Origin of the sequence: Anabaena azotica FACHB-119 (genome assembly GCF_014697625.1) — a bacterium.
Lineage (GTDB): Bacteria > Cyanobacteriota > Cyanobacteriia > Cyanobacteriales > Nostocaceae > Trichormus > Trichormus azoticus_A.
In genome coordinates, this window is record NZ_JACJSG010000024.1 from 17,974 (window position 1) to 44,177 (window position 26,204).

Here is a 26,204-nt window from a genome sequence, read left to right on the forward strand (position 1 = left end):
GTTAAAATGTTAGTGAAAGCTTTTGCTTGCAGAGACTTTAAAGTATTGCAAAGCTATCTAAAAAAAGATTTCAGACATTATCAATATATTGAGAAAGAGAGTCAGCCAACTTTGTTTGAATTAGAGTAGATAAATCACCAGGAATTGGCTCAAATAGGAGTCTAAGTTTATGGCTATTTCCAAAATGCTTGCTGGCGTAATGCAATATATTTCTGAAGCCTTCTTGCGGATTTTTGGGCCTACAGACGATGCTTATCCAATTATAGGTGTACAACCATTTACAGGTGAACCTTATAAAAAACGTGCAGCAGATATTTGGTGAATATAGTAAGAAGCGGAGAAAATCAACTCGCTGATTGTTGCTATTACGCATTCATCAATACATGAAAAATAAAGTTTTAAGTCATGGAAAGGCATGGGATGATCATCCCATGTCTTTTTTGTTGATTGCTAAAAGTTGATAGCTGTTACGGGATCATGAGTGTAAAAATTCTTGTTGGATAGGGATTTCAATTGTAAATTTTGTACCCTGTCCGGGTTCGGAAAAACATTCTAGTTTACCATTATGTTTTTCGGTGATAATTTGGTAACTGATAGACATCCCCATACCTGTTCCCTTACCTACAGGCTTAGTAGTAAAGAAGGGGTTGAACACTTGCTGTTGAATTTTTTCTGGCATTCCCATACCATTATCAGCGATCGCAATCTTAATCTTACTAGAACGACTGACTGAAGTAGAAATACGAATAGTAGGTATTTTCCCACTTTCCCAACCCCCTTCCTCTTTCCCCAAACCATCCTCCAAAGCATCAATAGCATTTGCCAAAATATTCATAAAAACTTGATTGAGTTGCCCAGCATAGCATTCAATTAGGGGCAATTCGCCGTATTCTTTGACAACTTGAATGGCTGGACGTTCTGACTGTTCTTTGAGACGATGTTGCAAAATCATCAATGTACTATCAATACCCGCATGAATATCCACAGCCTTAAACTCGGCTTCATCCATGCGAGAGAAAGTACGCAGTGACAGCACAATTTGACGGATACGTTGAGTACCTACCTTCATGGAATTGAGGATTTTGGGTAAATCTTGTTGGATGTATTCCATGTCAATTTCTTCATACAATTCCTGAAGATCAGCATCGTAATTAGGAAATTTTTGTTGGTAAAACTGAATTACTCGTAATAATTCTTGTGTATGTTCTTCCAGATAATTCAAATTGCCGTGAATAAAGTTGACAGGGTTATTAATTTCGTGGGCGACACCAGCAACTAGTTGTCCCAAGCTAGACATTTTTTCGGCTTGAATCATTTGTGTTTGAGTGCGTTGGAGTTCTTGTAGAGTTTTTGCTAAATCTTGGGCTTGTTGTCTAAGTCGGGCTTCAATTTGTTGGCGATCGCGGATATCGCGGGCAATTGTCGAGATAAATTCCAGTTCTCCCTGTTCATTTTTATGTGCAATAATTACCTGAGACACAGGAAATTCTTCACCACTGCGCGATCGCAATATAGATTCTCCAGACCAGCTTCCCTGTTGTATGGCTGTGGGTATAATTTCCTGGTGAAATTTCTCTAACATCGAAGTTGCCACCATCTCAGTAACCGGCAAATTGTCAGATTCACTAATGTTAATACCAAGTATCTTTTGTCCGGCTTTATTTGTATAGCAACTTTTTCCAGACGCATCAGCGATACCAACAATATCTGGCGTTGCTTCTAAAATAGCTAGTAATTTTTTTTGCTCTCGTTCTGCCTGTACCCGCTCGCTAATATTGCGTATTACTGCAAGTGCATGAGGCTTACCATTATAGTTAAAACTTCTTGCTGTCACCTCTATATCAATGAGAGTACCATCTTTGTGAATATCGATAGCCTGAGAGTAAAATATTTTTCCGGCTTTGATTGTATCGACTAATTTTCTAAAGTTCGGAAGTGAATGAGGATGAATATAGTCTTCGGGGCCTAAATTCAGAAAATCTTCCTGAGTATAGCCGTGCATTTCACAAAAAGCAGGATTAAAAGCAACAAGCTGGCCCGTTTCCAGATCATTAATACCGATACCATCACTGACAGTTTCAAAAATACTCCGATAATGGATTTCTTGTTGACGCAGCATTACCTCAGCTTGTTTACGTTCGCTAATATCACTCAAAGTACCCAGCATTCGATATGCCTGACCTTCATTGTTGAACAAAAAGATGCCGGTATCTTGGATATCAATGTATGTGCCATCTAGCTTTTGAAAACGATACTCAACTTTATAGCGGGTTTTTTGCTCCATTGCTTGTGTCAGCAGGCTAGTTGCCAGATCCCGATCCTCTGGATGTATTCTTGATTTCCAACTAGCAACATCAAAATTTGGCAATTCTTCAGCAGTCAAACCTATGACTTTTTCGCTAGTCCCCGCCCATAAAATTTTGCCTGAGAGAATTTCATAGTCATAGATAGCTTGCCCAGTTTGCTCAGTTGCTAGGCGAAATCTTTCTTCACTATCGCGTAGAGCAACTTCTACCTTTTGGCGATCGCTCACATCCTGTACCATTGAACAGATGCCTAAGAAAGTACCATCAGCATCAATCAACGGGGTATTAATCCATTCACAGGTAATCAAGTTGCCGTCTTTGGTAATGTTTTCATTCAAACTGTAATGACCACCTCCATTTTTTAACAGAGATTTCATCGTCTCCATCACAACATCTCTTTGATTTTCCGGCAAAATATCTAGGGCGTTTTGATGTAACATTTCTGCTGCTGAATAACCAAAGATTTTTTCTGCCGCCGGGTTCCATTCAATTATTTCAAAATCAGAGTTCCACTCAATCATTGCTAAGGGAGTCTGTTGCACCAAAAATTTTATTTTCGTCTCAAATCGCTTTAAAGCCTCTTCTGTGGCTTTGCGCTCAGTCACATCCCTAGCCACAGCAAAGATAAAGTTATCATGAGCCACCGAAGTCCATGATAGCCAGCAATAAGAGCCATTTTTGCAAAGATAGCGATTTTCAAACCGAAAAACTCGAATTCCTTGATTCAATTTCGACATTTCCTGCAATGTGGCGGCTCTGTCATCTGGATGTACTAGGTCTAGGAAAGAAATTGATAGTAATTCTGCTTGAGAATAGCCAAGCATTCGTTCACCAGCCGAATTTATTTTCTTGAAGTAGCCATCGAAGCCTGCGATGCAGAGCATATCAACTGATATCTCAAAGAATAGCAATAAGTTTTTGGATTCGTTGAGTTCCTGTTCGAGTCTAGCGATGCCTGTGCTAAATTCATTGGTAGTGCCTGCTAACTGTTGCTTTAATTTCGCATTTTCTTGCTGGAGAAGTTTGATTTGGTGTTGTAGTGTCTCTGTATACATAAAAGCTATTCCTTCCATTGAGTGGCAGCTATCATAACCGTCACTCATGACCTAATCTTTGCTTCATAGTATTATTCCCATGACTGCTAGTAAAAATTACTCTACTCATGTGTGGGTAGAGGAATTTTTATCTGTGCTTAGTCATTAATTCATATTCAAACGTTGACGTACTCCCCACAGATGAATCTAGGGGCTTGCGCGTCATTGATTTTCGGTCAACAAAGAAACTTAAAACTGACTAGAATTTTCTAACAGAGATTTTTTTTGTAACCAATCTTTACCTACTTGAATACTAATATCAGAATTGAGGCTACCAGTACTTTCAACGCGCACTTCGCCGAAGCCAAGAGCGTTACGGATAGATTCAGCACTATTGCCGTCTCCTTGTTGGGCAATAATATTAGTTACTTCTAGAGGTTCAGTCCAAGGTCTAGCTATATAAATATTACGATAACCTGCTTGTTCTAAGGCACGGATCAAGGGACGTAGCTGAGAGCGATCGCTTCCTGTACTATCTTGAATTGCTACCCGTAATGCAGTTGGTTCATTTACTGGGTTTTCCGAGATTGATTGCAAGCCAAAGTGCTGTCCCATTAATTTAGCGATACCATCTCTATTTGGTATCCAATAGCTAGCATTATACTCACCCTGTTCGCTAAAACGTCCAGGTAGCATTAACATCTGCATATTCGTGCGATTAGTCCGCACACCAAAACCCACCAGCGCTACCAATTCCTCAACGGTTAAATTAGTGTCGATGTTATCTTTAACTACGTTAAGGATTTTTGGTATTTGAGCCAGTGTTACCGGGTTAAGTGTCTGGTCGATTAAAGCGCGAATTACCATTTGCTGGCGTTGAATGCGGCCAATATCTCCCAATTCATCATGGCGATAACGCAGTAATTGTAGTGCTTGGTCGCCGTTGAGATGCTGCTTACCTGCCTTCAAATTGATGTATAGGTGTTGAGAATCATCACGATATTTCATGTCTTTGGGTACATATACTGTCACTCCCCCCAAAGCATCAATGAGTTTGGCTACACCTAAAACGTTGATGCGGATATAGCGATCAATTCCCACACCACCCAAAAGATTACTCACAGTGGTAGCAGTTAAGGCTGGACCACCTTCCACATTGGCAGAGTTAATTTTTTTCACACCATGCCCTTCTATTTCCGTGCGGGTGTCTCTAGGAATCGACAGCATCGCTACTTTTTTCGTTTCTGGGTCAAATTTGACCAACAGCATCACATCAGAAAGACCATCAAAAGAGTTGACTTGAGGTAAGTATCTGAGATTTTTGGTATCAGCAGGAGGATTTTTAATATCTGGCGGTAGGACGCTCATCCCCATTACTAACAGATTTACCGGACGGGTTAACTGCGAGAAGTGCAAGCCACTACCGGCGATCGCATCACTATCAAAAACTGCTTCTTCCTGGGGACTCATTTGCGCTTGTTGCAACGGTGTACTCGTCAAAGAAACCGCCAGTAAAGCCCCGGCCGTTGCCGACACCATCGCAATCCCCCCCATACCCATCCAGAACCATAGCCAACGCCCCGGTTTCGTATTTTGCGACTTTTTGCCACCAGAGTTAGGGGCATTCGACGATTGGTTTCCTTCTGCTGAAGTTCTTTGAATGGTCACAGACTTCCTCACACTTAACTAATTAATTAATTTAGGTAAATTTGCCTACTAACAATAATGCTAATAAATCAACCCATAATAGCTAACTTTTAACAGTTATCAGTTATCAGTTATCAGTTACCAGTTGTCAGTTATCAGGTTATGACCATTGTCCACTGTCCACTGTTCACTGTTCACTGATAACTGTCCACTGTCTACTGTTTACTGTGGCTTTAACCACAACACTTATAGCAGGATTTTTTGAATGTTGTGGCATATTCCCTCATGATTTATAGCAGTATGCCAATAGTATGTTCAATTTGGCTAGGCCTGGCAGAAAATCATTTGTAATTTATTAGCCTTAAAGTACAAATACTGCCTTAGCTTGATTTTGGGCAAATTAGTTCAGAGAGCTACTTCCTAAATATACGTTCTGCCAAGCTGCTCATTCCTGGTAAACGGTAAGATTTACCTTGAAGCACACGCACAACCAGCCAGATACTCACCAAAAAGTAACCGGATGTAAAGAAGCTATTAAGTATTAGTAAACGCAATGTAAAAAATTCTGAAGTTGCTGCTCCAGTAGCCAATAACAAGTAACTCGACAACCAAGTAAACGCCAGAGTAATAGACAGACGGCTCACTGCCAGTTGTTCCCGGCTAGCTTGATGGCGATAAACAACCCACAAAGAGGGGAAAAAGCCAATAACGGGGATTAGATGCAGAATTAACTGAGTTTTGGGAATAGGAACCTTTTCCCCAGTCTCCAGAGATGCAGTGAAGCTCTCGTTCGCACAGCGTCTCGTAGAGAAGTCTCCCCAGTCCCCAGTCGGGATAATTTTCTTACCTGATTGAAAATCTTCCATTGTTGTTGTCAAATCCTAAAGTAGAGGGATGAATGACAATGATGTAGTTAGAGATAATAAGCTATAGATACAGAATTTTTTGTTCTATCCCGCAATCAGCTCAAGATGCAGACACTCAAGCTACTCAACTGGTGGCAAGCACTAACACCAATAGCGAGAATCGGGGCGATCGCTCTATTCGCTCCTTTGCTAGTTCTCAATGGTTGGGCATTTTCCGCAATTTTCGATTACTTCCACTCCCTAATAGTTATTTTAGTCGGAGCCTCAGTTTTAGCATTTCTGCTGAACTACCCTGTAAGCTGGATGGAACGTCACGGTGCGAGGCGAGAGCAAGTTGCTATTTTAGTATTTTTATTAGCTCTAGCCATTTTATTAGCCCTTGGCGTTACCTTAATTCCACTAGCGCTGACGCAAGCTCAACAACTGGTAGCCCGAATTCCAGAGTTAATTGACTCTGGGCGATCGCAGTTAATGATTCTTAACGAGAAAGCAGAAACTTTAGGCTTACCGATTAACCTTGATGCTCTTGTAGTCCAAATTAACGATCGCGTCAAGGGGCAACTACAAGCGATCGCCGGACAAGTTCTCAATCTGGCCGTAGTTACCTTCACCAGCTTGCTAGATTTTCTGTTAACAATGGTTTTAACCTTCTATCTATTGCAGCATGGTGACGAACTCTGGGAAAGCTTAGTAGACTGGCTACCTATTAGATTCCGTGACCCTTTTTCCCAAACAGTACGCCTGAGCTTTCAAAATTTCTTTATCACCCAATTAATTTTATCCACTTGTATGGCCTCAGCCCTCATTCCTGCCTTCTTGTGGCTGAAAGTGCCATTTGGGCTATTATTTGGTCTAACTATTGGGATTATGGCGCTTGTCCCCTTTGGTGGCTCTGTAGGCATTGCTCTCACCACCTCACTAGTAGCGCTGCAAGATTTCTCAATGGGGATTAGGGTTTTGATTGCTGCCGTGATTGTACAGCAGATTCTCGAAAATTTAATTGCACCCCGTATTCTAGGCAATTTTACTGGTTTAAATCCAGTTTGGATACTCATCTCAGTATTGACAGGCGCAAGAATTGGCGGACTTTTAGGTGTAATTGTGGCTGTACCCACTGCTGTAATTATTAAAACAGCTTTGACTGCTTTGCGTCCCTCTAGTGTAGGTTCGGAAATGGAGGTAACAGATACTACAGAGATAGCTGCATCAATAGTGCAGAAAGAAAATACTCAAAATCCTCTCAGCATTTCCGAACCAACAGTACCTTAAATCAAGTGATGAGTACCCAAGTGCGGTTAAAAAAGGATATCCACCTTGTGTGGGTGATTTGTCAATAATTGAAAATATCTGTCTATATTTTCAGTGAATAAACCCAATACTAATTTTATCGCGGAAATTTCTCCTGTAGCGGTGAACCAAGGTTTTCTCCACTGGTTGAATGCAGAAGTACCGATGCGATCGCCATTAAAAACTACTTCATAATTAGCAGCCGTAGCCGTAGGGTGGGCATTGCCCACCAAGTCTATTTTAAGAATCAAGATAAATTTAGTAGGGTGGGCAGTGCAGCACCTCATTATGGTTTCAGGTAAAATCTTCACTTCCCTAAGTACCAGAAAACCAAGGTTTTGGTCGAAACAGTACGGTAGGGCATACCGGATCTGGCTTCTGTAATGGAGCGAAAGCTTGCGGACAGACCCACCTCTGGCATAATTAGGCAACTAATTATGGTAAGTGGACTGAATGAAACAAGAATCCCATTGGCTTTTAGCCGTGGGAGTGTCAAAAGCTTCTGTTGTGTTATAAATTGTTTGCACGTTCTCCCTTAACAAAATATTTGGATGAACAGCGTAAATCTTATATTTCATGGAATGATTTTGTAGAAATACGCGATTATTTATCCCAATCATAGAGTTAGAGGTCATTTATAAAGTAAATATTAAGTAGTGGCTTGTCAAGGCTAAAATGTGGCAATAGATTTGGAAAAAATTGAACGCAGATCAACGCAGATGTTGGCGGAGCCTTAAGGCAGGGTACGCAGATGATTAGGGGCCGCACATCTGTGCTTTACGTGAGATACTGTCAAAGATAGAAACCTCAGACCGTCGTAAAATTGACAATGCTATTGCTGATGCCGCAGAAGAAATCAACAAACTACAGGTTGTGGGCATACTCAAGACAGGGACGAAAATGCGTCCATCAACCTTGAGAATGCCCTAACAATAAAGTCAGGTGGACTTCCCCTTAACTTAATGCCTGTGGACAAGCAGTAGCCGTCTACCTTGGTTATTCGCGCTAGCGTCGCGTTGGCGTAGCCTCTCGTAGAGAAGCGAAACAGGAAGAAAACACTAAACTAATCAAGAAGTTTGACAAAGTTTAGGTAAGTTTTTTGGAGCAGTGTCAGACATGAGAATCTGGTTAGATATATAAACGAACCTATAAAAATACAGGAGTCGATAAGGTGAAAAAAGTAGAAGCAATTATCCGCCCATTTAAGCTAGATGAAGTGAAAATCGCTTTAGTCAACGCAGGTATCGTGGGTATGACTGTTTCTGAAGTCCGGGGTTTTGGACGGCAGAAAGGACAAACAGAACGCTATCGCGGTTCTGAATACACTGTTGAGTTTCTCCAAAAACTCAAGGTGGAGATTGTGGTAGAAGATAACCAAGTTGATATGGTAGTTGACAAAATTATTGCAGCTGCCCGTACAGGCGAAATCGGCGACGGTAAAATCTTCATCTCACCCGTAGAACAAGTAGTTCGGATTCGTACAGGAGAAAAGAATACCGAAGCCGTGTAATTAGCGAGTGCTAAGTAATTGTAGGGTGGGCATTGCCCACCAAAACCATAATAGAGTGGCAATGCTTACCCATATCAATCAAAATTACGTAAGTAAGCGATCGCAAATAAATCAAATTATGTTAAGTAATCTAAAGTTATCGTAATTCCGAGGGTTAAAGACCCCTACGTCTGTACGTAGCAAATTTTCAGTTGGGGTTTAAATCCCCAACTGTTCGCGTAGCGTGCCGTAGGCAAAATGTCTTTAATGCGCGAATGCGTGAATGCGTGAATTGTTAACACAATAGGGTTCGTAGTAAGGACTTTAGTCCTTTTTTGAGGACTGAAGTCCTGACTACAAACCTTGATTTCTTTAGTCCGTTCTAGTTAGTTGTTCCAGTTGAGGTAATAAAGCGGCAAAAGCCTTACCTCGATGACTCACTGATTTCTTTACTTCTGGTGTCATCTGGGCAAAGGTTAATTGCTTTTCGGGAACATAAAAAATTGGATCGTAGCCGAAGCCGCCATTACCACGGGGTGCATGAAGAATTTCCCCACGACACACACCCTCCGCCTGTAATACGATCGTCCCATCAGGAGATGCGATCGCCACTACACAGACAAACTGCGCTCCTCGGTTAACTTCGCTACCCAACTCATTTAACAATCTCCCAATACGTTCTGCATCTGTATTCCCATAACGAGCAGAATAAACCCCAGGCACACCATTCAGCGCATCCACTTCTAAACCAGAATCATCGGCGATCGCCCAGTTACCTGTAGCCTTAGCCACTTCGGTAGCTTTAAGACAAGCATTAGCCGCAAAAGTATCACCCGTCTCCTCAACCTCTAACTCCGTCGGTTTGAGAGTTAATTCCCAGTCAGTCTTAGCCAGATAAGCCTGCATCTCCCGCAACTTACCCGGATTACTTGTTGCTACTACAAGAAGTTTTGTCATTGGTCATGGGTAATTGGTAATTGGTAATTGGTAATTGGTAATTGGTAATTGGTCAACACAACTTCACTCAGCCCACTCCTTCGCCCAAGCCAGGGTTTTATGGACTTCTTCCAGGGTGGAGGCTTCACAGTAGAGGCGGAGGACTGGTTCTGTACCACTAAAACGAATCATTAACCAGCTATTATCAGCTAGGCGGAACTTGTAGCCATCAATGGTATTACAGTCAATCACGGCTTTACCCGCAATTTCTGTTAAGGGTTGGGTTTGTAGTTGTTGCAATAGACGCGCTCTCACATCCATACTAGCTAGGGGTAAGTCGATGCGATCGTAAGCAGAAGTAAAGCCTGTTTGCTGTTGTAGTTGTCGGTAATAATCGCCTAAATCTAACCCAGATTCCACGATCGCTTCTAAAACATATAATGCTGATAATAAAGCGTCCCGTTCGGGAATATGGCTACCATAACCAATTCCCCCCGATTCTTCCCCACCTAATAATACTGGTGCGGCTAGCATTCGGTCAGCGATATATTTATAACCTACGGGTGTTTCAAATATTGACAAGTTATGCAGTGCTGCTACCTTGGGCATTAAATCGGAACCACTGACGGTTTTCACGATTTCCCCTGTAAAGTTGCGTCTTAAGGTTAAGTGGTCAATTAAGATAGGAATTAAGACTTGAGAACTTAAGAAGTTAGCATTGCCATCTACAGCAGCGATGCGATCGCAGTCTCCATCGAATACCAATCCTACAGATAAACCTGATGGATTCTGTTCTCGATAATTGCGGATAGTCTCGAATAACTGCAAAAGGTATTTGGGTAAAGGTTCCGGCGCACCACCACCGAATAAGGGGTCGCGGTTAGAGTTGAGTTCTTGCACGCGATCGCCCAATAATCTACCTAAGCCGCTTGCTGCTGCACCGTGCATCACATCGGCAAATACTGCCAGTTTACCAGAGGCGATCGCTTCTCGAATTTTGGTAATATCAACCTTCCCTTCTAAACCTTGAGTATAACTAGGCCAGGGGTCAAACCGTTCCAACTTCCCTGGAGTAGCTGCGGTTGGTACTCCCTCTGATAATAATGCTTCTATATCTTTTGTAACTTCTGGTGATACTGAGCCACCGAAATAACCTTTAACTTTTAAGCCTAAATATGGGCCTGGGTTATGACTGGCGGTAATAACTAGCGCCCCCAAAGCATTGAGTTGTTTTGCAGCCCAACTAAACGCCGGCGTTGGTGCATAACTTTCACTAAGTAAAACATCAAAACCGACAGCCGTGACAGAATTAGCGACAGCAAGGGCAAAATCCTCCGCCATAAAACGGCGATCGTACCCGACGATAATTGTCCGACTACCCACCGTCGAATAATAAGTATCATATAATACTTTTGCTGCAACTGGTGCGACCAAAGCTAGGCGTTCAAAGGTGAACTCATCACCAATTACGCCCCGCCAGCCGTCAGTACCGAACTTAATAGAGCTAGCTATAACTGGCATTGGGGAACCCTCAGTATACACTTGAGGATTTTAGCATTTATACAGTTCCTCAAGTAACAAAAGAATCTAGCTGATTTAACTTTTTACCTATTCTTGTCAAAAACAAGCAACAAAGTCTTGTGACGCACAGACAAAAATTTTTGCCAAGTTCCAACTTAGATATGCAATTGCTTGATTCATGACAAATGATTCCTGTATAAGTTATCTTAAGTATAGTAAGTATAAAAATAAGAACTCTTTTGATTTTTCACCACTCACAAGTAAAAATGCTAACTAAGTCGGTAAATCGCTACATAATAATTGTAGGGATGAATTTTGCGATCGCTTCGGGTAACATCACCTCTGCATCAGCACAAATACCCAATAATCTCCAACCTAATTCTAATCCCCTTAACTTGCCAACCTCACCAGCACAAGTCACAGTTCAACAAACTCAGTCACTCACTCTACAGCAAAGCTTAGAATTAGCAAGACGACGAAATACAGAGTTACAGGCTGTTTTATTACAAATTGAACGCAGTCGTGCAGCCTTAAGAGAAGTAGAAGCTTCTCAATATCCCAGCATTAGTTTAAATATTGAGTTAACTCGTTCTCGCTCTGTTTCCATCCCGTCAGCGTCACAGCAAACACAACAATTTGAATCAGGATTAAGTCAAACAAATACTGTTAATCAACCAGAATCCGTGACTACATTTAATAGTAATTTGGAACTGACTTATGGTCTTTATAATTATGGGCAAGGTCTTAATAGTAGACGAGCAGCTGAAGAACAAGTGCGTCTGGATGAATTAGAAACAGAGCTTACATCGGCAGAAGTCCGCCTAAATGTCACCCTTGATTATTATAATCTCCAACAAGCTGATGAAAATGTCCGCATTAGGCAATCTGCGGTCTCAAATGCCCAAGCTAGTTTAAGAGATGCAGAAGCTCTAGAAAGGGCTGCTGTAGGTACAAGATACGACCTGCTGCGATCGCAAGTAAACTTAGCTAACGCTCAACAAGAATTAATTAATGCCATTTCATCACAAAGAACCGCCCAGATTCAATTAGCAACGCGATTGAATTTACCTGAAACAATCAGCGTTAGAGCCGCAGATCCAGTAAGATTAAATGGCTTATGGAATCGGACGCGAGAAGAAAGTATTATACTAGCCTTGCAAAACCGACCAGAATTGCGCCAAAACTTAACACAGAGGAATATTGCTGAATTAAGAAGAAGAATAGCACTTTCTCAATTGAAACCAGAAATTAGCTTAGTAACCAGATACAATCTTTTAGATAGATTTGATGACACAGTGTCCGTTACAGACGGTTATGTAGTAGGAGTCCAAGGAACAGCCACATTATTCGATGGAGGAGTAGCAAGAGCGCAGGCTGCTCAACAGGCTGTTCAAGCTAACATTGCTGAAGCACAATTTGCCAATCAACTCAACAATATTCAGTTGGAAGTAGAACAAGCCTATTTTCAATTGCAGTCCAACCTAGAGAACGTGAATACAGCTAATATAGCCCTTGAGCAAGCCAGAGAAGCTCTTCGTTATGCGCGGTTAAGTTTCCAAGCAGGTGTAGGTAATCAAACTAATGTAATTAATAGTGAAAATGATTTAACCCAAGCAGAAGGCAACCGAGTTCAAGCTATAGTAGAATACAACCGTGCGCTAGCTAGATTACAACGAGCCGCTAACTTAGAGTGAAAGCAATTTACAATTAAAAACCTAGATGCAGCAAAACTTTTCTAAGTTTTATTTGTTGCCTAATTTCGGAGAATTGATCAAATCACTTGCTTTTATCTTTTCATATAATAAATAATCCTTAATAGTAGATACTATTAAGGATTATTTATAAGATCCAAATTCCTCACAAAATATAGATTTTTGTTAAAAATCGTCAAGAAATTGACTTAATCTGCTGATAAGAGGGTCAACTTCTTCGGGAGGCGTAACAGCATTAGTAGTAGTAGTAGGATTAACTACTTCTACTGCTGGTGCTGGTGGAGGCGCAGCGTAAACCACGGTGGGACGCTCATTCACCATAATTGCCAGATGCGCCAGTTGTTGCGTTAATTGCAAAATCTGGCGTTCTAGCGCCTCCAAGCGATTAGATTCCTTGGCAAAAAAACGTTCCTCAAGGTCAGCTATTTGACGGCGAAGTTCAGCGATTTTCGGTTCAACCGACTCTGTAGCTGCTGTTGTAGAACCAGATTTTACAGATTCCGGTACGCATAAATACTGCCATAAGGCTTCTTTACAGAGGTCGCTAAAAGTCTTCTCTGGTTGTTTTTCAAGCAAATTTTCTACAACCGCTAACAAACTTTCATCAGCGACCTCTGGGTTGAACGTAACCGACTTAACTACTTTTTTTGACCATTGGAACATTCTTTTTAAGCCCTAGAAGAGCGACTGGAAGCTAATTGAGCCTCTCCATAAATATACTGCCCTAAAGCGTTTGCTTGTCGGGAAGGAGCAGCTAAGTGAGCATTAATTTTGGCATCCTTAAGTAAACGTTGTACATCTTCCCAGAAGAACTCACCACCGCCACCAGTGATAATTACATCAGTGACACGTTCTGGCAACCAAGCCAACACACGGCTGCAAATTTCACGTGAAAACTGCTCTATTAAGTTAGGCAAGGAGTCATCTAGGTTAGTAGGTTTGCTAGCGCCTTTGGGACGATAGAAACGCTCACCTTTGGGCTTGTTAACAGCAGAAATTAACGCTAAAGATTGACTGTCTGCACCTTCGATTTCCGCAGCTACTAGTTCATAGAACTTGTTCATACCGAAATCTTCACTCTTAGAAGCACCGCGTGCAAAGCGGAAGTTATCGACCATCAACAAATCAATGGTTTGATGTCCGATATCAACGATCGCCGTAGAAATTTTGGTAAAATCGGGGCTACTGCCATTCTTTTTAGGTTGCGCTTCCGACCAAAGAAGGCTACCGTAGCCTTCAGGCATCACCCATACTTTGGTAATATTCAAAGATAAAGATTCGCCTCGGAAATTGAGAACATGAGGCCCGGTAACTTGGCTAATTAACTGTGCTTTTTCCCGTTCAAATTGCTCTAACGAGAGAAAAGGCAAACCCAGAACTACAGAAATTTCGTCTTTAAGCTTGAAGTAGCCAGCACTAGACAATACCTTAATTAGTGCATCCTCTACTTTAGATTGACCCACTCCCAAGTTAGCCCCAAAGTCTGCTGCTAGTTGACCGACAGCATAGCCTTTACCTTGATATTCCAGCCACAAGTCCATTAAAGGGTCGGTAGCACGGGCTTCAAAAACACCGCCGCGTACTTGTTCTATTGTCATTTGCTTAACGTTGGCAGGTACGAACACAACATTATTTGGTTCGCGGCTGACACAAGTTTTTGTGGAAGTTCTGCCTAAGTCAACACTGAGAATAGCTTTCCCAGAACCATTATTTGGCTTGTTAGCTGGAGCAGCATTCACTGGAACTCTGTTTAAAGGGATAGCAGCAGCATTCATTGGGGTAGCGGCCGAAGGTTGGTCTGTCATAAAAGTCCTCGTACTTACCTGTAAAAAGTTATCATGCTAGTTGTACAAACAAGGGGAATACCAGATATCCTGAGTTTCGTCAAGTGTAGCTACAAATACGCCAAATTTTAAAATTTTTGTAAAATTTCGGCGAAATCAATTCAGCATTATTGGGCATAGTGTAGGCGAATTTTTACCAGTTGTAACCCCCAAGTGTAAAGAAAAAAGCACTTTATGTTAAACTCTGGTATTTCTACGCTTACGTTTGAGTACCCAGACTACAAATGCCACAACTAAAGTCCCTAATACAATTTTGGATACAGGAGCGAGGTACTTATCCACAAGTTCATACTGACTACCTAAAAGATACCCTGAGTATGTTAACAAACCAACCCAAGCAGCGCTACCTAATGTCGTATAAAGTAAGAAAGGTAACAAAGGCATATTGCTAATGCCTGCCGGTACGGAAATTAAAGTCCGCACACCAGGGATCAGACGACCGATAAAAACTGCCTTGTTACCTTGATTGTCAAACCATCGTTTAGCTTTGCTGATATCTTTGCTGGATACACTAATCCACTTACCATATTTATCAGCTAAATCTCGTAAACGCCTTTCACCCAAAAACTTTCCTGGGTAATACCAGATCAGCGCCCCAACTGTAGAACCTAAAAGCCCAGCAACAAATACACCGACTACATTTAACTTTGAACCCGGCAGATTTGCTGTATAGCCTGCCAATGGCATGATTAATTCTGAAGGAATTGGTGGAAACAGATTCTCTACAAACATGAGTAGAGCAATTCCCCAATAGCCCAGGGATTCAATAATATTTTTTATCCAATCAGATGACATGGATTTGATGATTCAATCTTTGGTAATATTTCGTTGTTCAGTTTAGCTTTATTTTCACAGAACTTCATAAATTCCGTAGACATAAGCCGTCTAGAGAGACTGGAAGACATAAGGGAAAGAATCATTGCTTCATCTCTCCCTTTTTTCCCATCTGTTGCTATACAGTTGGAGTTAGTGATTGCACTCTTGATTCAGATTGCCAGTCTAAAGGGTTCCATACCCGTTCTTCCAAAGCCATCTGCTCAATTAAACTTGCTAATCTCAAAGCTTTGAGCGCCTGTTCACCACCAACTGAGGGTTGATTACCACCGTGTACGCAGTTGACAAAATGCTCAAGTTCTGCACTTAACGGTTGGATGTTAGTAGTGTAAACTTTCTCAATTAAACCATCTTGTCTGTAATGCCGATGATCATTTAATGAGCTAGCAGGGGTTTGACGATGGATCAAAATTTCGTTCTTCAAGAAATCCGCCTCGGTAAAGGAGTTTTTACAGTGGGCGACGATGCGACGGATTTTCCGATGAGTGACTTTGCTGGCTGTGAGAGTTGCCACAATTCCGTTAGCAAATCCTAAAGTTGCAGTCACATAATCCAAATAACCGGAATCTAAGGAGCGTGTGCCACTAGCGGTTAATTTTGTTACTGGTGAGGCAGCTAGTTCTAGAAGCAAGTCAATGTCATGAATCATTAAATCCAGCACTACCGAAACATCATTGGCTCGGTCTGAATAAGGACTCATGCGGTGAGCTTCCAGTGCGAGGACTTCTTCAGTCTTCAGGACTTTGCTGAGTTCTTGAAAGGCTGGGTTGAAGCGTTCAATGTGACCTACTTGCAGAATACATTGAGATTCGGCGGCGGCGTTGACAAGCAATTCTGCCTCGGAAATACTAGCAGCGATCGGCTTTTCAATTAAAACGTGGATTCCTGCTAATAAACAATTAATCCCCACAGCATAATGTAAGCGGGTGGGGACAGCGATGCAGACAGCTTCCACGTGAGGAAGCAAGTCACAGTAATCTTCAAAAAAACGCACCTTATACTTACTGGCGGTTTCTAAGCCTCGTTCGACATTGATATCTGCCACGCCAACCAGTTCAACATCCTTCATGGAACTGAGTACGCGGGCATGATGTTGCCCCATGTTACCCACACCAATCACGCCTATGCGAATTGGTCGTGGCTGGTTACGTTGTGTAAATGAATTTGGTTCTGCCACTGACATGCTATTTTGCACTATTGTTCTCTCCTCAACCACCAAATTTAGAGACGCTATGGCCGTTGGCCTTTATACTAAACAGCCAATTATGATCCGTCTAAAACCATCCAGATGGTAACATAGAGGCCTGTTCATGAAGAATTTCAAACTTTGCAATCAGTTCCCGTAATTTGGCTGTCTTTAGTTATAGACATTTCTAAATTCTCAATTTCTTGAGCTTGATATACGAAAAAGGTGTATCTTTTATTACATAAAAACTCCTGTCAATAGTTAAATAATCATCCTTGAAAGTGATTTAGTTAATCAAATAACTATATGAGAAATTAATGCTTTTATTGTTAGTAAAATCACTAATCAATATAAATAATACACGTAGGGGAACAGATAAAAAAATATTTATCTGAAATTGTCATGGTAGTTAGACTTAAATGATTGTGGCATTATTTGCAGATTATGCCCTCTATTTTTAGGGAGACAATGGTGTAAATATTTTGCTTTGGCTACGGTAAAAGACTGTTGCAGGATGCAAAAGCTAGGAGTAGTGGTTCAACCGCGCCCTTCTCCTTCCCTGCGGGACGCTACGCGAACGGAGACGCTACCGCGTAGCTTGCTTCCACAAAGTGGTACGACTACGCTCAAGACAGGCTCACCAACCGGAGGCAGAAGATAGCAGATAGAAACATTTCTGTTGCTGATTTGCCCTCTGAGAATTTACTAATCTTGATGCTGTTGGCTGGGAAAACCTAAAATTCTTGGTGTATTTTAGATTGCTTCTAGCTGGCGACAGAAAGATAATTTTGTGATTAACTGCCAAGAATTGAAACTGAAATGAAAGCTGTAATTTTATTATCTGGTGGATTAGACTCTTCTACAGTTTTGTACCAAGCAAAAGCCGATGGTTGTGAGTGTTACTCTATTTCCTTTGACTACCAACAGCGCCATCGACGAGAGTTGCACTCTGCTTTTTTAGTAGGACAAAAAGCCGGGGTAGTGCAACATCAGGTGGTAAATTTTGATTTACGCCTCTGGGGTGGTTCGGCACTGACAGACGACTCAATTGATTTACCTCAAGAGCGTTCTTTGGATGAAATGTCACAAAATATTCCTGTGACCTACGTACCAGCCCGGAATACGATATTTTTAAGTTTTGCCTTGGCATATGCGGAAGCGATCGCCGCACAAAGAGTATACATCGGAGTCAACGCCCTTGATTATTCAGGATATCCAGATTGTCGCCCCGATTATATTCAGGCGATGCGCGAAGTTTTCCGCCTGGGAACCAAACAAGGACGCGAAGGTCAACCCATAGATATAGTTGCACCTTTAATTAATCTGAAAAAAACCGAAATCATCCAACTAGGGAACCAATTAGGCGTTCCTTGGGATTTAACTTGGTCATGTTATGCCGGTGCTGATGTTGCTTGCGGTGTCTGTGATTCCTGCCGCTTACGCCTAGCAGCATTTGCGGAATTGGGGTTAGAAGACCCGGTTCCTTATGCGTAAGGACTGGGGATTGGGGATTGGGGATTGGGGATTAGGTAGTACGAAGTGCTGAATGTTGAGTTCTGAGTGAAAATTTCTCCCTCATCTCCCTCATCTCCCTCATCTCCACCATTTCCCAGTCCCCAATCCCTAAGATCCACCCAAGCGCCGCAATTGAATTTGATGCAGCCTCGGCCCGTCAACGGAGATGATTGTAAATTCGATATTGTCGTAGCAGAAAATTTCGCCTTTGATGGGCATTTTCTGCAATTGATATAGTAAGAATCCTGCTAAGGTCTGATACTGTTTTGTTAAAGGTAAATTGAGATGTAATACTTCATTCAGGTCTTCTAGGTTGACTTGGGCTTGCACTAAAAATGTTTGCTGGTCTTGCATCTCAATCAATAAATCCTCGTTACTTGAGGGTTGACCAGCGTTACCAATAATTTCCGCTATGACATCTTGAATTGTTACTAGCCCTACAGTCCCGCCAAATTCATCTACCACAATGACCATTGCTGGCTTCTCTTGCTGCATCATGGGCAATAGTTCACTCAGGGGAGTGTGTTCGGGGACAAACCGCGCTGGACGCATCCAAGGTTGAATTTGTGTTTCTTGAGATAGCTTACCGACTGCCAAGGGTTTGGCTAAATCTCTAAAATAAACAATCCCCCGAATATCATCTAAGGATTCACCAATGACGGGATAACGAGAGTGTCCAGTCACGGTCATTTGTGCGAGTAGGTTTTGAAAAGTGGCATCTTTGGGTAAGGCGATAATGCCGTTGCGGGGAATCATCACATCTTGGGCTGTTACATCTCCAAACTCAAAGATATTATTTAGCAGTTCTCTCTCTGCCATCTGTAAACCTGTGGATTCTCTCTCTGTAGAGATAATTAACTGCAATTCTTCTGGGGTTACAGGTGGTCGCCAACTTTGACCTGTGTATTCAATGCGAAACAGGCGTAATAAATAACTGGTAGATTGGTTGAGAATCCAAATAAAGGGACGGAAAAAACGGACGATCGCTCTTATAGCTGGCCCCAAAAAACGAGCTAGCTGTTCTGAATACAGCATAGCGACAGATTTGGGGCAAAGTTCGCCTAAAACGATTTGCAAGTAGGCTATTAAGAAAAAGGCAATGGGAATTGAGAGAGAATGAGCGAAAAAATTATTGATATTGATGGGTAATGGCCAAGATTTCACCCACCAACGCATGACTACGGCGATCGAACTTTCGCCAATCCAACCCAAAGCTAAACTAGAAAGGGTGATGCCTAACTGGGTAGTGGATAAGAGTCTATCGATGTTGCGCTGTAGTGACTCGACAGAGATCGCCTGAATATCACCAGCCATGACTAACTGATGAATGCGCGATCGCCTGACGGTCACTATCGAAAATTCTGCCGTTACAAAAAAAGCATTGATTAAAATCAGCAGCAGCACTGATAATAACCGCAGCCCCACATCTGTCAAACTCAAATTAGGAAATTCATTCACCGCCAAATCTTTTTAGTCATTAGTCAATAGTCCATAGTCAATAGTCATTAGTCCATAGTCATTAGTTTTCCTCCTCTGCTCCTCTGCTCCTCTGCTCCTCTGCTCCTCTGCTCCTTTCCCATCCTGGGAGGGGTTAGGGGTGGGTTGCTCCCCTGCTCCTCTGCTCCCCAGTCCCTACTTATCCACTGGAACATTTGTCACTTCTAGCTTCAATTTTTGATCTGGATAATCTGTCAGTGAGAGAGAGACTTTCTTGACATCATCTAATAAAGCTGTGGGAATACTGACAGTACCAGTAAATGCTGGGCCGTTGGCGGGTAAATCTGTTGGTAAACCCTCGGTACTTGCACTGAGAGTTCTACCTTTGTCATCGGTAACATCCAAAAAACTATACAAAAAGCGTACAGAATCTTTACCTTTATTCTCCATTTTGACTTTTAACAGTAAATCACCGCCAGAGTAACGAGCAGATTGTACAGCCATTGTTACCCCTTCGCTTTCGGCGCTAACGGGAAACCCTGGTTGGAGTTTTTCTTCAACTACTTCCTTGGGCTTTTCTTCTGGTTTCTGCTTCTTGCTGGTAATTTCCTCATCATCTTCATTTTGTTTGTCGGACTTAGCAGCTTTTGACTTACCGTCAATACGTGCTTTAACAGTTTTTAATATATCTTCTTCTTTTAAGAAGGTCACAGACCCTGATTGTGAGCTATTTGTTTTAGTAGCAGCAAACTTGCTGGTAGGACGACCATCGGGTGTGGTTACGCCTTTGAGTGCGGAACTTCCCAAGTCAAAACCTAGAAACGCACTCACGGAACCTGCGCCTAACATAAGGAATAACAAAATCAAAGTTAGAAGTACAGTAGAATTTATTTTCATAAGCTATTGCAGAAAAATGCTGGTCTATATTAGCTGGTCTATGTTAAGACCTTTGAAGCTGTATAGCTAGTTCCTTAAAATAACTGAATTAATCATAGTCGCCACTATTCCATAATTAATTATGTAATATAAAAATCTAATAAACCATTTTAGAAGGTACACAAGTCTGATAGTCTAGGATACAATTAAAACTTAACCAGGGTTGGCCGAGCGGTTGAGGCAGCGAACTCATAATTCGCCCAAGGCAGGTTCAACTCCTGCACCCTGGATTATAATCAGTTATGAGAAAAATAATTGCTATTAAAGGGTGGGGGTTGGTAAAGGGCAAAGCAGGATGATTTCATACGAAAAAAGAAAAATTTATAAGTCTTGATTTCTGGTGTTGTAGCAGAGATTTTGACCCCTATCCAAACCTCTCCCCCCAAGGGGGGAGAGGCTTTGCAACACATTGGTCTTTTTTCTTTGATTGTATGAAACCACCCTGGGGGGTTAGTAAAGGGCAAAGGTAACTGATTCTTACTTTTCGCCTTAACCTTTCCCCTTTCCCCCTCTTTTATCTTTGTGTCATATTGTCAAACCGAAATTCCGTTCCCGTCTTTAATTTGTTGGCATTCATACGCGGGGACATGAGCAAAGTTGTATCGTAGGGATTGGGTAAATCTGGAGTGCGAAGATAGGGGTCATTCATACTCTGTTGGGTAAGAACATCGCGGTAGAGTGTGTTGACTAACTCAGCATCGCGGACAATTTCATTTTCTGGGAAGGATTTGCCAAAACCATTACCAGTACCAAAAAATGAGTCTAACTGGCGTTTGATTGTGGAATTTCGGTAAAAGTTGGGGTCGTGGCGAAAGAAAGCCCGCTCAAATACATCACTTGCACTTTCATAATTAGGGGGTGCTGATTCGGCAACGGCTATAGAAGGAATGGCGATCGCAGTAGCTAACAGCAATAATAAACCACTGAGGGGTGGAAATTTTATACCCATCTTTTTTACTCCTCAACTTTTGGGTGAATCTTAACTTATGCTTAATTGCAGAACTCCGATGAGTTCAACCTTTGGTGTAGCACAACTTATAATGTTTTGTAATGACGTATTCTACTGAAACCCTTACGCAATCGGATAATTGGGCAGCCACTGCCGATGTTACCACCCTGCGCCAAAAACTACTGGATTTATTTTGTCAACTGGCTTATCAAGAGGGTGATTTTGTTCTCTCTTCAGGACAACCCAGTTCTTACTATATCAATGGTAAACAGGTGACACTGCACCCCCAAGGGGCTTTAGCAATTGGTAGGGTGCTGTTGTCTATTTTACCTCCAGATACTCAAGCAGTAGCTGGATTAACACTGGGGGCTGATCCAATGGTGACAGCAGTGAGTGTGGTTTCTGCTTATGAAAATCAACCCATACCAGCGTTGATTATTCGTAAAGAAGCTAAAGGTCATGGGACTAAGGCATATATTGAAGGCCCCAATTTGCCAGAAGGGGCTAAAGTTGTGGTTTTGGAAGATGTGGTTACGACTGGACAATCGGCGATGAAAGCTGTTGACCGCCTCAGAGGGGCGGGTTATGTTGTAGATGAGGTAATTTCTCTAGTAGACAGACAGCAAGGGGGAGCAGAGTTTTACCAGTCTGTTGGGTTGAAGTTTACAGCAGTGTTTGCGATCGCGGATCTTCAACAAAGGTATCGAGAATTGGGTAGTCATACCAGGGGACAGGTAACAGGTGACAGGTGACAGACCAGGGAAGCTGCTTAATATAAGGGTTTTATGATTTACCTATGTCCTAACCTATGTGGCTACTACCATAGTAAGCCATAACTTAAGCACAAGGTTGTGTTTTGAGGCTGGGTGTAAAGGTTTTGGAGACTTACACCCTCATAACCTTGTCCAAACCTGTGATTTTTCCTTTTCGTGGATAAGTTCTCAAGTTTTCAGCGATCGCACTCTTTGATACTTTGATAGGCGATGGTGTGATTTCCCATCCTAGTTTACGTAGAAATACTAGCTATCATAGAAGATAAGAGTTCAGCAAAGTGAAGTGTCTAACAAGAAACTACGGCAATGTGAACTGTGCCAACGTGAGATGGATAAATTGACAGTCCATCATTTGGTTCCGCGACAAAATACCAAACGCAAGAAACAAGACCCTGGAGAAACTGTAAATATCTGTTCTGCTTGTCATCGGCAGATTCATACTTTATTTGATAATAAGCTTCTTGCCAAGGAATTAAATACTGTTGAAAAACTCAGTACTGAACCACAAATGGAAAAATTCTTGACGTGGGTAAGGAAACAACGCCCCGATAAGCGGATTTCCGTCCATCGCTAATAATTAAGCAATTACAATTTAGGTGATTAGTTATACTTGCGGATGGGTTTATGGCAGATATTCGTTTAGCTATTGAAGGTGAGGATGCAGTTGCAGCTACAGAAGCGTTGTTAGCAATTCCTGGGATATCGGGGAATTATCAGGTGAGCGATGAAGCGCCGAAAAAAGAAACTGTAGTGGCGACTATAGCGACTATTATCGGGATTGTGGGGGGTGCGATCGCCATTGCTGAACAAATCCGCAAATGGTATCAGGAGTATAAAGCGAATCAGTCTGGAAAACGGATTGAAAAGGTGTTGATTGTCGGGCGTAATGGTAGGCGTATCCTTTTGGAAGATGCAACCATAGAAGAAATTCGGCAAATTTTAGAAGAGTGAAGGTTTTTGAGGAAGTTTGTAGTGAGGACTTTAGTCCTCAAAGAAAGGACTGAAGTCCTTACTACGAACTCAGTGTTATATTTGATTGAATTACTGAGTTTTTGGACTTAGAACGTGCGTAGGCATTGCCCGTCGGAGACATCGCTCCACATCGACCTCAAGCTAATTACCGATAATTTTGTTTAGTTACGCTACTTTGCGACTGTTCTTTCTCTAGTGCCAATAATAGAAAGTATGATTGATTACTCCAAGACAAAATGAGTCAAAGTTATTTGATAAAAGCATCAATAGAACATCACTTTTTATCGTTCTTTGGCTTCTAAAGCTGCTACTCTTTCCTCAAGAGCAACTATCCTTTGAATTAGTGGTATATCGGAAGTAGAATCAAGGTATTTAGCTAAAGCACTAACTACAACATCCGTTTGAGACATACCTGTTTTTTGGATATGAATATTGAGCTTCCGTAAAATAAATAGTGGAACTCTTACAGCAATCTGAGCTTTTCTTTTAGGTGATGAGCCTTTAATTTTTGGTTCTACCGTTAATGGATCTACGGCTTCTATAGGGCAATTATTATTTGTATATGCTTCATAATCCCCGTTACAAATCGTAAAGTATCTTCGATAAAAATACTCTGGATCTCCATTCCTTGAACTAGGAGGCGTATGATCTTCTAGGTTTGCATAGCCAATAAGTTTATGTCCCTCCTCAATCTCTCTTTTCCGGGATTGAGAAATTCCTTGTCTTGTAGAAAAATCTGTGAATCCTTCTCGCACCCAAGGATAATCATTAGGATCAAAGAGCCAAATAATTTCTTTTTCGTAGTTAAGACTTTCTTCTTGCCGCATATTTTTATTTTTTGTAAATCGATTACTATTTTAGCTTTGCATGGCATTGACATACAATGCCATGCAAAGCTAAATTCTTTCATAGCCCTCTTGGGTGTTATCTCATAAGTGGGCGGTAGCACAACAAAACTGAGAGGGCAGGTCTTCTGTGTCACTACCACTCCCGACAGCACAGTTATTAGAATGAAATAGCCGACTCGCAATGGTTTTATAAGGAGGATAATGAGTCAGTCAGCAATCATTACCGCATCGCCAGATGTGATGAGTGGTACACCAGTCTTTGCAGGAACGCGAGTGCCTGTACAAACCCTGCTGGATTATTTGAAGGCAGGAGAGTCAATTGATGATTTTCTAGAGGGATTCCCCACAGTCAAGCGAGAACAGGTGATTGCCTTTCTGGAAGCCGCACAAGCGCAGATTCTGAAGTTGGTTGCATAGTGTGAATATCTTATAAAGCTTGCACATGAACAGGAGAATTAGCATTGGTCAGCAGTCTTAAAGAACTAATTTATGAGCCAGAACTGGGTAATAGTGACGACCCAGAGGAAAGGTTTATCAGTAGTGGAGTAAGTTGGGAAAACTATGAATCCCTGCTAGCCAAACTAGAAAACAACTCTCATTACCGTGTTACTTATTTAGATGGAATATTAGAGATTGTGTCGCCATCAATCAGGCATGAAAGAGTCAAAACGAATTTAGGAATGCTGCTAGAGCGTTTCTTCTACTACAAGCGCATTCGTTTTGTACCTATGGGAAGTTCTACTTTTAAAAACAAAGCAAAAAAAGCCGGTGCAGAACCAGACGAGTGTTACTGCATAGGGGAAGAGAAAAAAGTACCGGATTTAGCTATAGAGGTAGTTCTTACCAGTGGCAGTGTAAGTAAACTGGAAATCTACCGAAGATTAGGAGTTGCAGAAGTCTGGTTTTGGGAGAGAAACCAGTTTAAGTTATACCATCTACGGGACAATCAAGAGAGTGAGTTTGCCACTGTTTACCCTGATACATATGGGTATGAAGCTTTGGTAAAAAGTGAGGTACTGCCAGAATTAGACATTCTCTTGCTAGAGCAATGCCTGACAATTTCCGATTCAATTCAAGCCATTGACGAATTTGAGCAAGGGTTAAAAGCCGCTTCCGAGCAAAAGCTGCTTTAGCCGCAACCTCGCAAGAAAGGTGGGCGGCATTGGCTCTTGAAAGTTCTGCCATTGCTTACTTTTAACCACCAAAGTAAGCAATTAAGTCCTAAAGTTTCTTAAAACTCCAAATTTCCCTTGTAAACAAACAAAGTGTGTGGCACACCAATAATTAAATAACAACCATCTGCTGAAAAGGTCGCCCAACGCCAATCATGTGACTCATCCCAAAATTCAATAATCTGCTTAATTTCGTAGGAGCGATTTAAAACCACTAACCGCTCCTGTTGTGGTTCTAAAGGCGTTGCTGAATTAGAATATGAAATCGCAAAATGACCGTCCTTTTTCTTTGTAACTTAGCGCCTTTGCGCCTTTGCGTGAGACAAATTCATATCTTGATTCAGCAACGCCGAATTTTTTATGTTCCTGATGCTCAACAGTTGAAAGGGGTGCGACTTTCTAAAGTTCTCTGTCAAGATGCACTTAATAAAATGTTATTCCTTTGTGCCTTTGCGCCTTTGCGTGAGCTTAATAATCTAGGGTATTAAGTGAATTTATATAGAGAAATGGTATCACTTGGATTGAGAGTAGGAAGTGAGGCGACAAATTACGAATTACGAATTACACTAATTCCAATCCTGCTCCTCCCGTTTCCCCCGACTCTTATAAATCCCCCCCACCTGATGTATCTGTCGGGTTTTCTCGAATAATTCCGATTCGGTTAACCCCCATTGTTGCAAAACTTCATCTAAGTCCTGTTGTATGTCCCTCGCCCCTGGGAAGCCTTGATAGCGGATTCTTAACCGAGCTAATTCGGCTAAATCTTGGTCTGAGGGGGCTGGAGTTTGTAGAATATTATTTATGAGGGGGCGATCGCGGTTGTAAAGTGGGTGTTGTTGGTCTTTTCCGCCTTTTTGCTCAGTCATGGTTCATTCCTTTAGATAGAGAGTAAATTCAGTCAGAGTCTAGAGTCCAGGGTCTTGCCAACGCGCCATAATAC

The 26,204-nt window shown here is 41.8% G+C and carries 27 protein-coding genes and 1 tRNA gene; 12 read left to right on the top strand and 16 right to left on the bottom strand.

Annotated elements, in window-relative coordinates:
* The first annotated feature begins 169 nt into the window (after nt 1-169).
* Nucleotides 170-322, top strand: a complete 153-nt coding sequence (locus H6G83_RS17765) for a nicotinate phosphoribosyltransferase (protein ID WP_190474688.1) — start codon at nt 170-172, stop codon at nt 320-322.
* Between the two features lie 153 nt (nt 323-475).
* Here H6G83_RS17765 and H6G83_RS17770 read toward each other — a convergent pair whose 3' ends face one another.
* The 3 genes from H6G83_RS17770 to H6G83_RS17780 form a co-directional block, all read right to left on the bottom strand.
* A complete protein-coding gene (locus tag H6G83_RS17770) occupies nt 476-3,361 on the bottom strand; it encodes a PAS domain-containing sensor histidine kinase (RefSeq protein WP_190474690.1) in 2,886 nt (961 codons plus the stop codon).
* Between the two features lie 228 nt (nt 3,362-3,589).
* Nucleotides 3,590-5,008, bottom strand: coding sequence for an LCP family protein (locus H6G83_RS17775; RefSeq protein WP_190474692.1), 1,419 nt, complete (start codon nt 5,006-5,008; stop codon nt 3,590-3,592).
* A gap of 392 nt (nt 5,009-5,400) precedes the next feature.
* Entirely contained in the window at nt 5,401-5,853 is a 453-nt protein-coding gene (locus H6G83_RS17780; protein ID WP_242044653.1) for a hypothetical protein, read from the bottom strand.
* A 105-nt stretch (nt 5,854-5,958) separates the two neighbouring features.
* Here H6G83_RS17780 and H6G83_RS17785 point away from each other — a divergent pair, with 105 nt between their 5' ends.
* On the top strand, nt 5,959-7,122 hold the full coding sequence (locus tag H6G83_RS17785) for an AI-2E family transporter (protein WP_190474694.1): 1,164 nt from the start codon (nt 5,959-5,961) through the stop codon (nt 7,120-7,122).
* Nucleotides 7,123-7,148: 26 nt separating this feature from the next.
* On the opposite strand, the gene H6G83_RS17790 is transcribed toward H6G83_RS17785, so the two are convergent.
* The gene (locus H6G83_RS17790; protein WP_190474696.1) at nt 7,149-7,427 is read right to left on the bottom strand and encodes a hypothetical protein; all 279 of its coding nucleotides are present in this window, start codon (nt 7,425-7,427) and stop codon (nt 7,149-7,151) included.
* A gap of 884 nt (nt 7,428-8,311) precedes the next feature.
* On the opposite strand from H6G83_RS17790, the gene H6G83_RS17795 reads away from it, so the two are divergent.
* Nucleotides 8,312-8,650: a P-II family nitrogen regulator gene (locus H6G83_RS17795; protein ID WP_017749852.1), complete on the top strand. Its 339-nt coding sequence runs from the start codon at nt 8,312-8,314 to the stop codon at nt 8,648-8,650.
* Between the two features lie 351 nt (nt 8,651-9,001).
* On the opposite strand, the gene rdgB is transcribed toward H6G83_RS17795, so the two are convergent.
* A complete protein-coding gene (gene rdgB, locus H6G83_RS17800) occupies nt 9,002-9,586 on the bottom strand; it encodes an RdgB/HAM1 family non-canonical purine NTP pyrophosphatase (protein ID WP_190474698.1) in 585 nt (194 codons plus the stop codon).
* Nucleotides 9,587-9,649: 63 nt separating this feature from the next.
* Nucleotides 9,650-11,086, bottom strand: coding sequence for a phosphoglucomutase/phosphomannomutase family protein (locus H6G83_RS17805; protein ID WP_190474700.1), 1,437 nt, complete (start codon nt 11,084-11,086; stop codon nt 9,650-9,652).
* A 266-nt stretch (nt 11,087-11,352) separates the two neighbouring features.
* Between H6G83_RS17805 and H6G83_RS17810 the strand changes: the two genes are divergently transcribed.
* A complete protein-coding gene (locus tag H6G83_RS17810; protein ID WP_190474702.1) occupies nt 11,353-12,780 on the top strand; it encodes a TolC family protein in 1,428 nt (475 codons plus the stop codon).
* A 183-nt stretch (nt 12,781-12,963) separates the two neighbouring features.
* Here the strand turns inward: H6G83_RS17810 and H6G83_RS17815 are convergent, their stop codons facing one another.
* From H6G83_RS17815 to H6G83_RS17830, 4 genes are all read right to left on the bottom strand, one after another.
* Nucleotides 12,964-13,461 carry a plasmid segregation centromere-binding protein ParR gene (locus H6G83_RS17815; RefSeq protein ID WP_190474704.1) on the bottom strand — a complete coding sequence of 166 codons (498 nt, stop codon included), beginning with the start codon at nt 13,459-13,461 and terminating at the stop codon, nt 12,964-12,966.
* A 5-nt stretch (nt 13,462-13,466) separates the two neighbouring features.
* The gene (locus H6G83_RS17820) at nt 13,467-14,603 is read right to left on the bottom strand and encodes a ParM/StbA family protein (RefSeq protein ID WP_190474706.1); all 1,137 of its coding nucleotides are present in this window, start codon (nt 14,601-14,603) and stop codon (nt 13,467-13,469) included.
* A 216-nt stretch (nt 14,604-14,819) separates the two neighbouring features.
* Complete coding sequence (locus H6G83_RS17825) at nt 14,820-15,437, bottom strand: DedA family protein (protein WP_190474708.1); 618 nt, start codon at nt 15,435-15,437, stop codon at nt 14,820-14,822.
* Nucleotides 15,438-15,594: 157 nt separating this feature from the next.
* Nucleotides 15,595-16,671 carry a Gfo/Idh/MocA family oxidoreductase gene (locus H6G83_RS17830; protein ID WP_190474709.1) on the bottom strand — a complete coding sequence of 359 codons (1,077 nt, stop codon included), beginning with the start codon at nt 16,669-16,671 and terminating at the stop codon, nt 15,595-15,597.
* A gap of 810 nt (nt 16,672-17,481) precedes the next feature.
* Between H6G83_RS17830 and queC the strand changes: the two genes are divergently transcribed.
* Nucleotides 17,482-18,156, top strand: a complete 675-nt coding sequence (gene queC / locus H6G83_RS17835) for a 7-cyano-7-deazaguanine synthase QueC (RefSeq protein ID WP_190474710.1) — start codon at nt 17,482-17,484, stop codon at nt 18,154-18,156.
* Between the two features lie 129 nt (nt 18,157-18,285).
* Here the strand turns inward: queC and H6G83_RS17840 are convergent, their stop codons facing one another.
* Both H6G83_RS17840 and H6G83_RS17845 read right to left on the bottom strand, forming a co-directional pair.
* Nucleotides 18,286-19,635: a hemolysin family protein gene (locus tag H6G83_RS17840; protein WP_190474842.1), complete on the bottom strand. Its 1,350-nt coding sequence runs from the start codon at nt 19,633-19,635 to the stop codon at nt 18,286-18,288.
* Between the two features lie 174 nt (nt 19,636-19,809).
* Nucleotides 19,810-20,511, bottom strand: coding sequence for a hypothetical protein (locus H6G83_RS17845; protein ID WP_190474712.1), 702 nt, complete (start codon nt 20,509-20,511; stop codon nt 19,810-19,812).
* A gap of 196 nt (nt 20,512-20,707) precedes the next feature.
* Here H6G83_RS17845 and H6G83_RS17850 point away from each other — a divergent pair.
* Nucleotides 20,708-20,780 (top strand) — tRNA-Ile (locus tag H6G83_RS17850).
* 284 nt (nt 20,781-21,064) lie between these two features.
* Here the strand turns inward: H6G83_RS17850 and H6G83_RS17855 are convergent.
* Nucleotides 21,065-21,499 (bottom strand): hypothetical protein, encoded by a 435-nt coding sequence (locus H6G83_RS17855; protein ID WP_190474714.1) that lies wholly within the window; start codon nt 21,497-21,499, stop codon nt 21,065-21,067.
* Nucleotides 21,500-21,600: 101 nt separating this feature from the next.
* Between H6G83_RS17855 and pyrE the strand changes: the two genes are divergently transcribed.
* The 3 genes from pyrE to H6G83_RS17870 all read left to right on the top strand — a co-directional run bounded on the left by pyrE (nt 21,601) and on the right by H6G83_RS17870 (nt 23,223).
* The gene (gene pyrE / locus H6G83_RS17860) at nt 21,601-22,251 is read left to right on the top strand and encodes an orotate phosphoribosyltransferase (RefSeq protein ID WP_190474717.1); all 651 of its coding nucleotides are present in this window, start codon (nt 21,601-21,603) and stop codon (nt 22,249-22,251) included.
* A 304-nt stretch (nt 22,252-22,555) separates the two neighbouring features.
* Entirely contained in the window at nt 22,556-22,846 is a 291-nt protein-coding gene (locus H6G83_RS17865) for an HNH endonuclease (RefSeq protein WP_313936376.1), read from the top strand.
* A 50-nt stretch (nt 22,847-22,896) separates the two neighbouring features.
* Nucleotides 22,897-23,223, top strand: coding sequence for a hypothetical protein (locus tag H6G83_RS17870; RefSeq protein WP_190474719.1), 327 nt, complete (start codon nt 22,897-22,899; stop codon nt 23,221-23,223).
* A 302-nt stretch (nt 23,224-23,525) separates the two neighbouring features.
* Here the strand turns inward: H6G83_RS17870 and H6G83_RS34835 are convergent, their stop codons facing one another.
* Entirely contained in the window at nt 23,526-24,071 is a 546-nt protein-coding gene (locus H6G83_RS34835) for a DUF6009 family protein (RefSeq protein ID WP_199328486.1), read from the bottom strand.
* A gap of 219 nt (nt 24,072-24,290) precedes the next feature.
* On the opposite strand from H6G83_RS34835, the gene H6G83_RS17880 reads away from it, so the two are divergent.
* Nucleotides 24,291-24,509, top strand: a complete 219-nt coding sequence (locus tag H6G83_RS17880; protein ID WP_190474848.1) for a DUF433 domain-containing protein — start codon at nt 24,291-24,293, stop codon at nt 24,507-24,509.
* 44 nt (nt 24,510-24,553) lie between these two features.
* Complete coding sequence (locus H6G83_RS17885; protein ID WP_190474721.1) at nt 24,554-25,225, top strand: Uma2 family endonuclease; 672 nt, start codon at nt 24,554-24,556, stop codon at nt 25,223-25,225.
* 98 nt (nt 25,226-25,323) lie between these two features.
* On the opposite strand, the gene H6G83_RS17890 is transcribed toward H6G83_RS17885, so the two are convergent.
* A complete protein-coding gene (locus tag H6G83_RS17890) occupies nt 25,324-25,479 on the bottom strand; it encodes a hypothetical protein (RefSeq protein WP_190474723.1) in 156 nt (51 codons plus the stop codon).
* Nucleotides 25,480-25,536: 57 nt separating this feature from the next.
* Between H6G83_RS17890 and H6G83_RS17895 the strand changes: the two genes are divergently transcribed.
* Nucleotides 25,537-25,752, top strand: a complete 216-nt coding sequence (locus tag H6G83_RS17895) for a hypothetical protein (RefSeq protein ID WP_190474725.1) — start codon at nt 25,537-25,539, stop codon at nt 25,750-25,752.
* A 78-nt stretch (nt 25,753-25,830) separates the two neighbouring features.
* On the opposite strand, the gene H6G83_RS17900 is transcribed toward H6G83_RS17895, so the two are convergent.
* Nucleotides 25,831-26,130 (bottom strand): DUF3288 family protein, encoded by a 300-nt coding sequence (locus H6G83_RS17900; protein WP_190474727.1) that lies wholly within the window; start codon nt 26,128-26,130, stop codon nt 25,831-25,833.
* Nucleotides 26,131-26,204 lie beyond the last annotated feature (74 nt).

Coding starts and splice junctions, on each gene's coding strand:
- H6G83_RS17765 (WP_190474688.1), top strand. CDS start 170: ATGGCTATTTCCAAAATGCTTGCTGGCGTAATGCAATATATTTCTGAA.
- H6G83_RS17770 (WP_190474690.1), bottom strand. CDS start 3,361: ATGTATACAGAGACACTACAACACCAAATCAAACTTCTCCAGCAAGAA.
- H6G83_RS17780 (WP_242044653.1), bottom strand. CDS start 5,853: ATGGAAGATTTTCAATCAGGTAAGAAAATTATCCCGACTGGGGACTGG.
- H6G83_RS17785 (WP_190474694.1), top strand. CDS start 5,959: ATGCAGACACTCAAGCTACTCAACTGGTGGCAAGCACTAACACCAATA.
- H6G83_RS17790 (WP_190474696.1), bottom strand. CDS start 7,427: ATGAGGTGCTGCACTGCCCACCCTACTAAATTTATCTTGATTCTTAAA.
- rdgB (WP_190474698.1), bottom strand. CDS start 9,586: ATGACAAAACTTCTTGTAGTAGCAACAAGTAATCCGGGTAAGTTGCGG.
- H6G83_RS17805 (WP_190474700.1), bottom strand. CDS start 11,086: ATGCCAGTTATAGCTAGCTCTATTAAGTTCGGTACTGACGGCTGGCGG.
- H6G83_RS17810 (WP_190474702.1), top strand. CDS start 11,353: ATGCTAACTAAGTCGGTAAATCGCTACATAATAATTGTAGGGATGAAT.
- H6G83_RS17815 (WP_190474704.1), bottom strand. CDS start 13,461: ATGTTCCAATGGTCAAAAAAAGTAGTTAAGTCGGTTACGTTCAACCCA.
- H6G83_RS17820 (WP_190474706.1), bottom strand. CDS start 14,603: ATGACAGACCAACCTTCGGCCGCTACCCCAATGAATGCTGCTGCTATC.
- H6G83_RS17825 (WP_190474708.1), bottom strand. CDS start 15,437: ATGTCATCTGATTGGATAAAAAATATTATTGAATCCCTGGGCTATTGG.
- queC (WP_190474710.1), top strand. CDS start 17,482: ATGAAAGCTGTAATTTTATTATCTGGTGGATTAGACTCTTCTACAGTT.
- H6G83_RS17845 (WP_190474712.1), bottom strand. CDS start 20,511: ATGAAAATAAATTCTACTGTACTTCTAACTTTGATTTTGTTATTCCTT.
- H6G83_RS17855 (WP_190474714.1), bottom strand. CDS start 21,499: ATGGGTATAAAATTTCCACCCCTCAGTGGTTTATTATTGCTGTTAGCT.
- pyrE (WP_190474717.1), top strand. CDS start 21,601: ATGACGTATTCTACTGAAACCCTTACGCAATCGGATAATTGGGCAGCC.
- H6G83_RS17870 (WP_190474719.1), top strand. CDS start 22,897: ATGGCAGATATTCGTTTAGCTATTGAAGGTGAGGATGCAGTTGCAGCT.
- H6G83_RS34835 (WP_199328486.1), bottom strand. CDS start 24,071: ATGCGGCAAGAAGAAAGTCTTAACTACGAAAAAGAAATTATTTGGCTC.
- H6G83_RS17895 (WP_190474725.1), top strand. CDS start 25,537: ATGACCGTCCTTTTTCTTTGTAACTTAGCGCCTTTGCGCCTTTGCGTG.
- H6G83_RS17900 (WP_190474727.1), bottom strand. CDS start 26,130: ATGACTGAGCAAAAAGGCGGAAAAGACCAACAACACCCACTTTACAAC.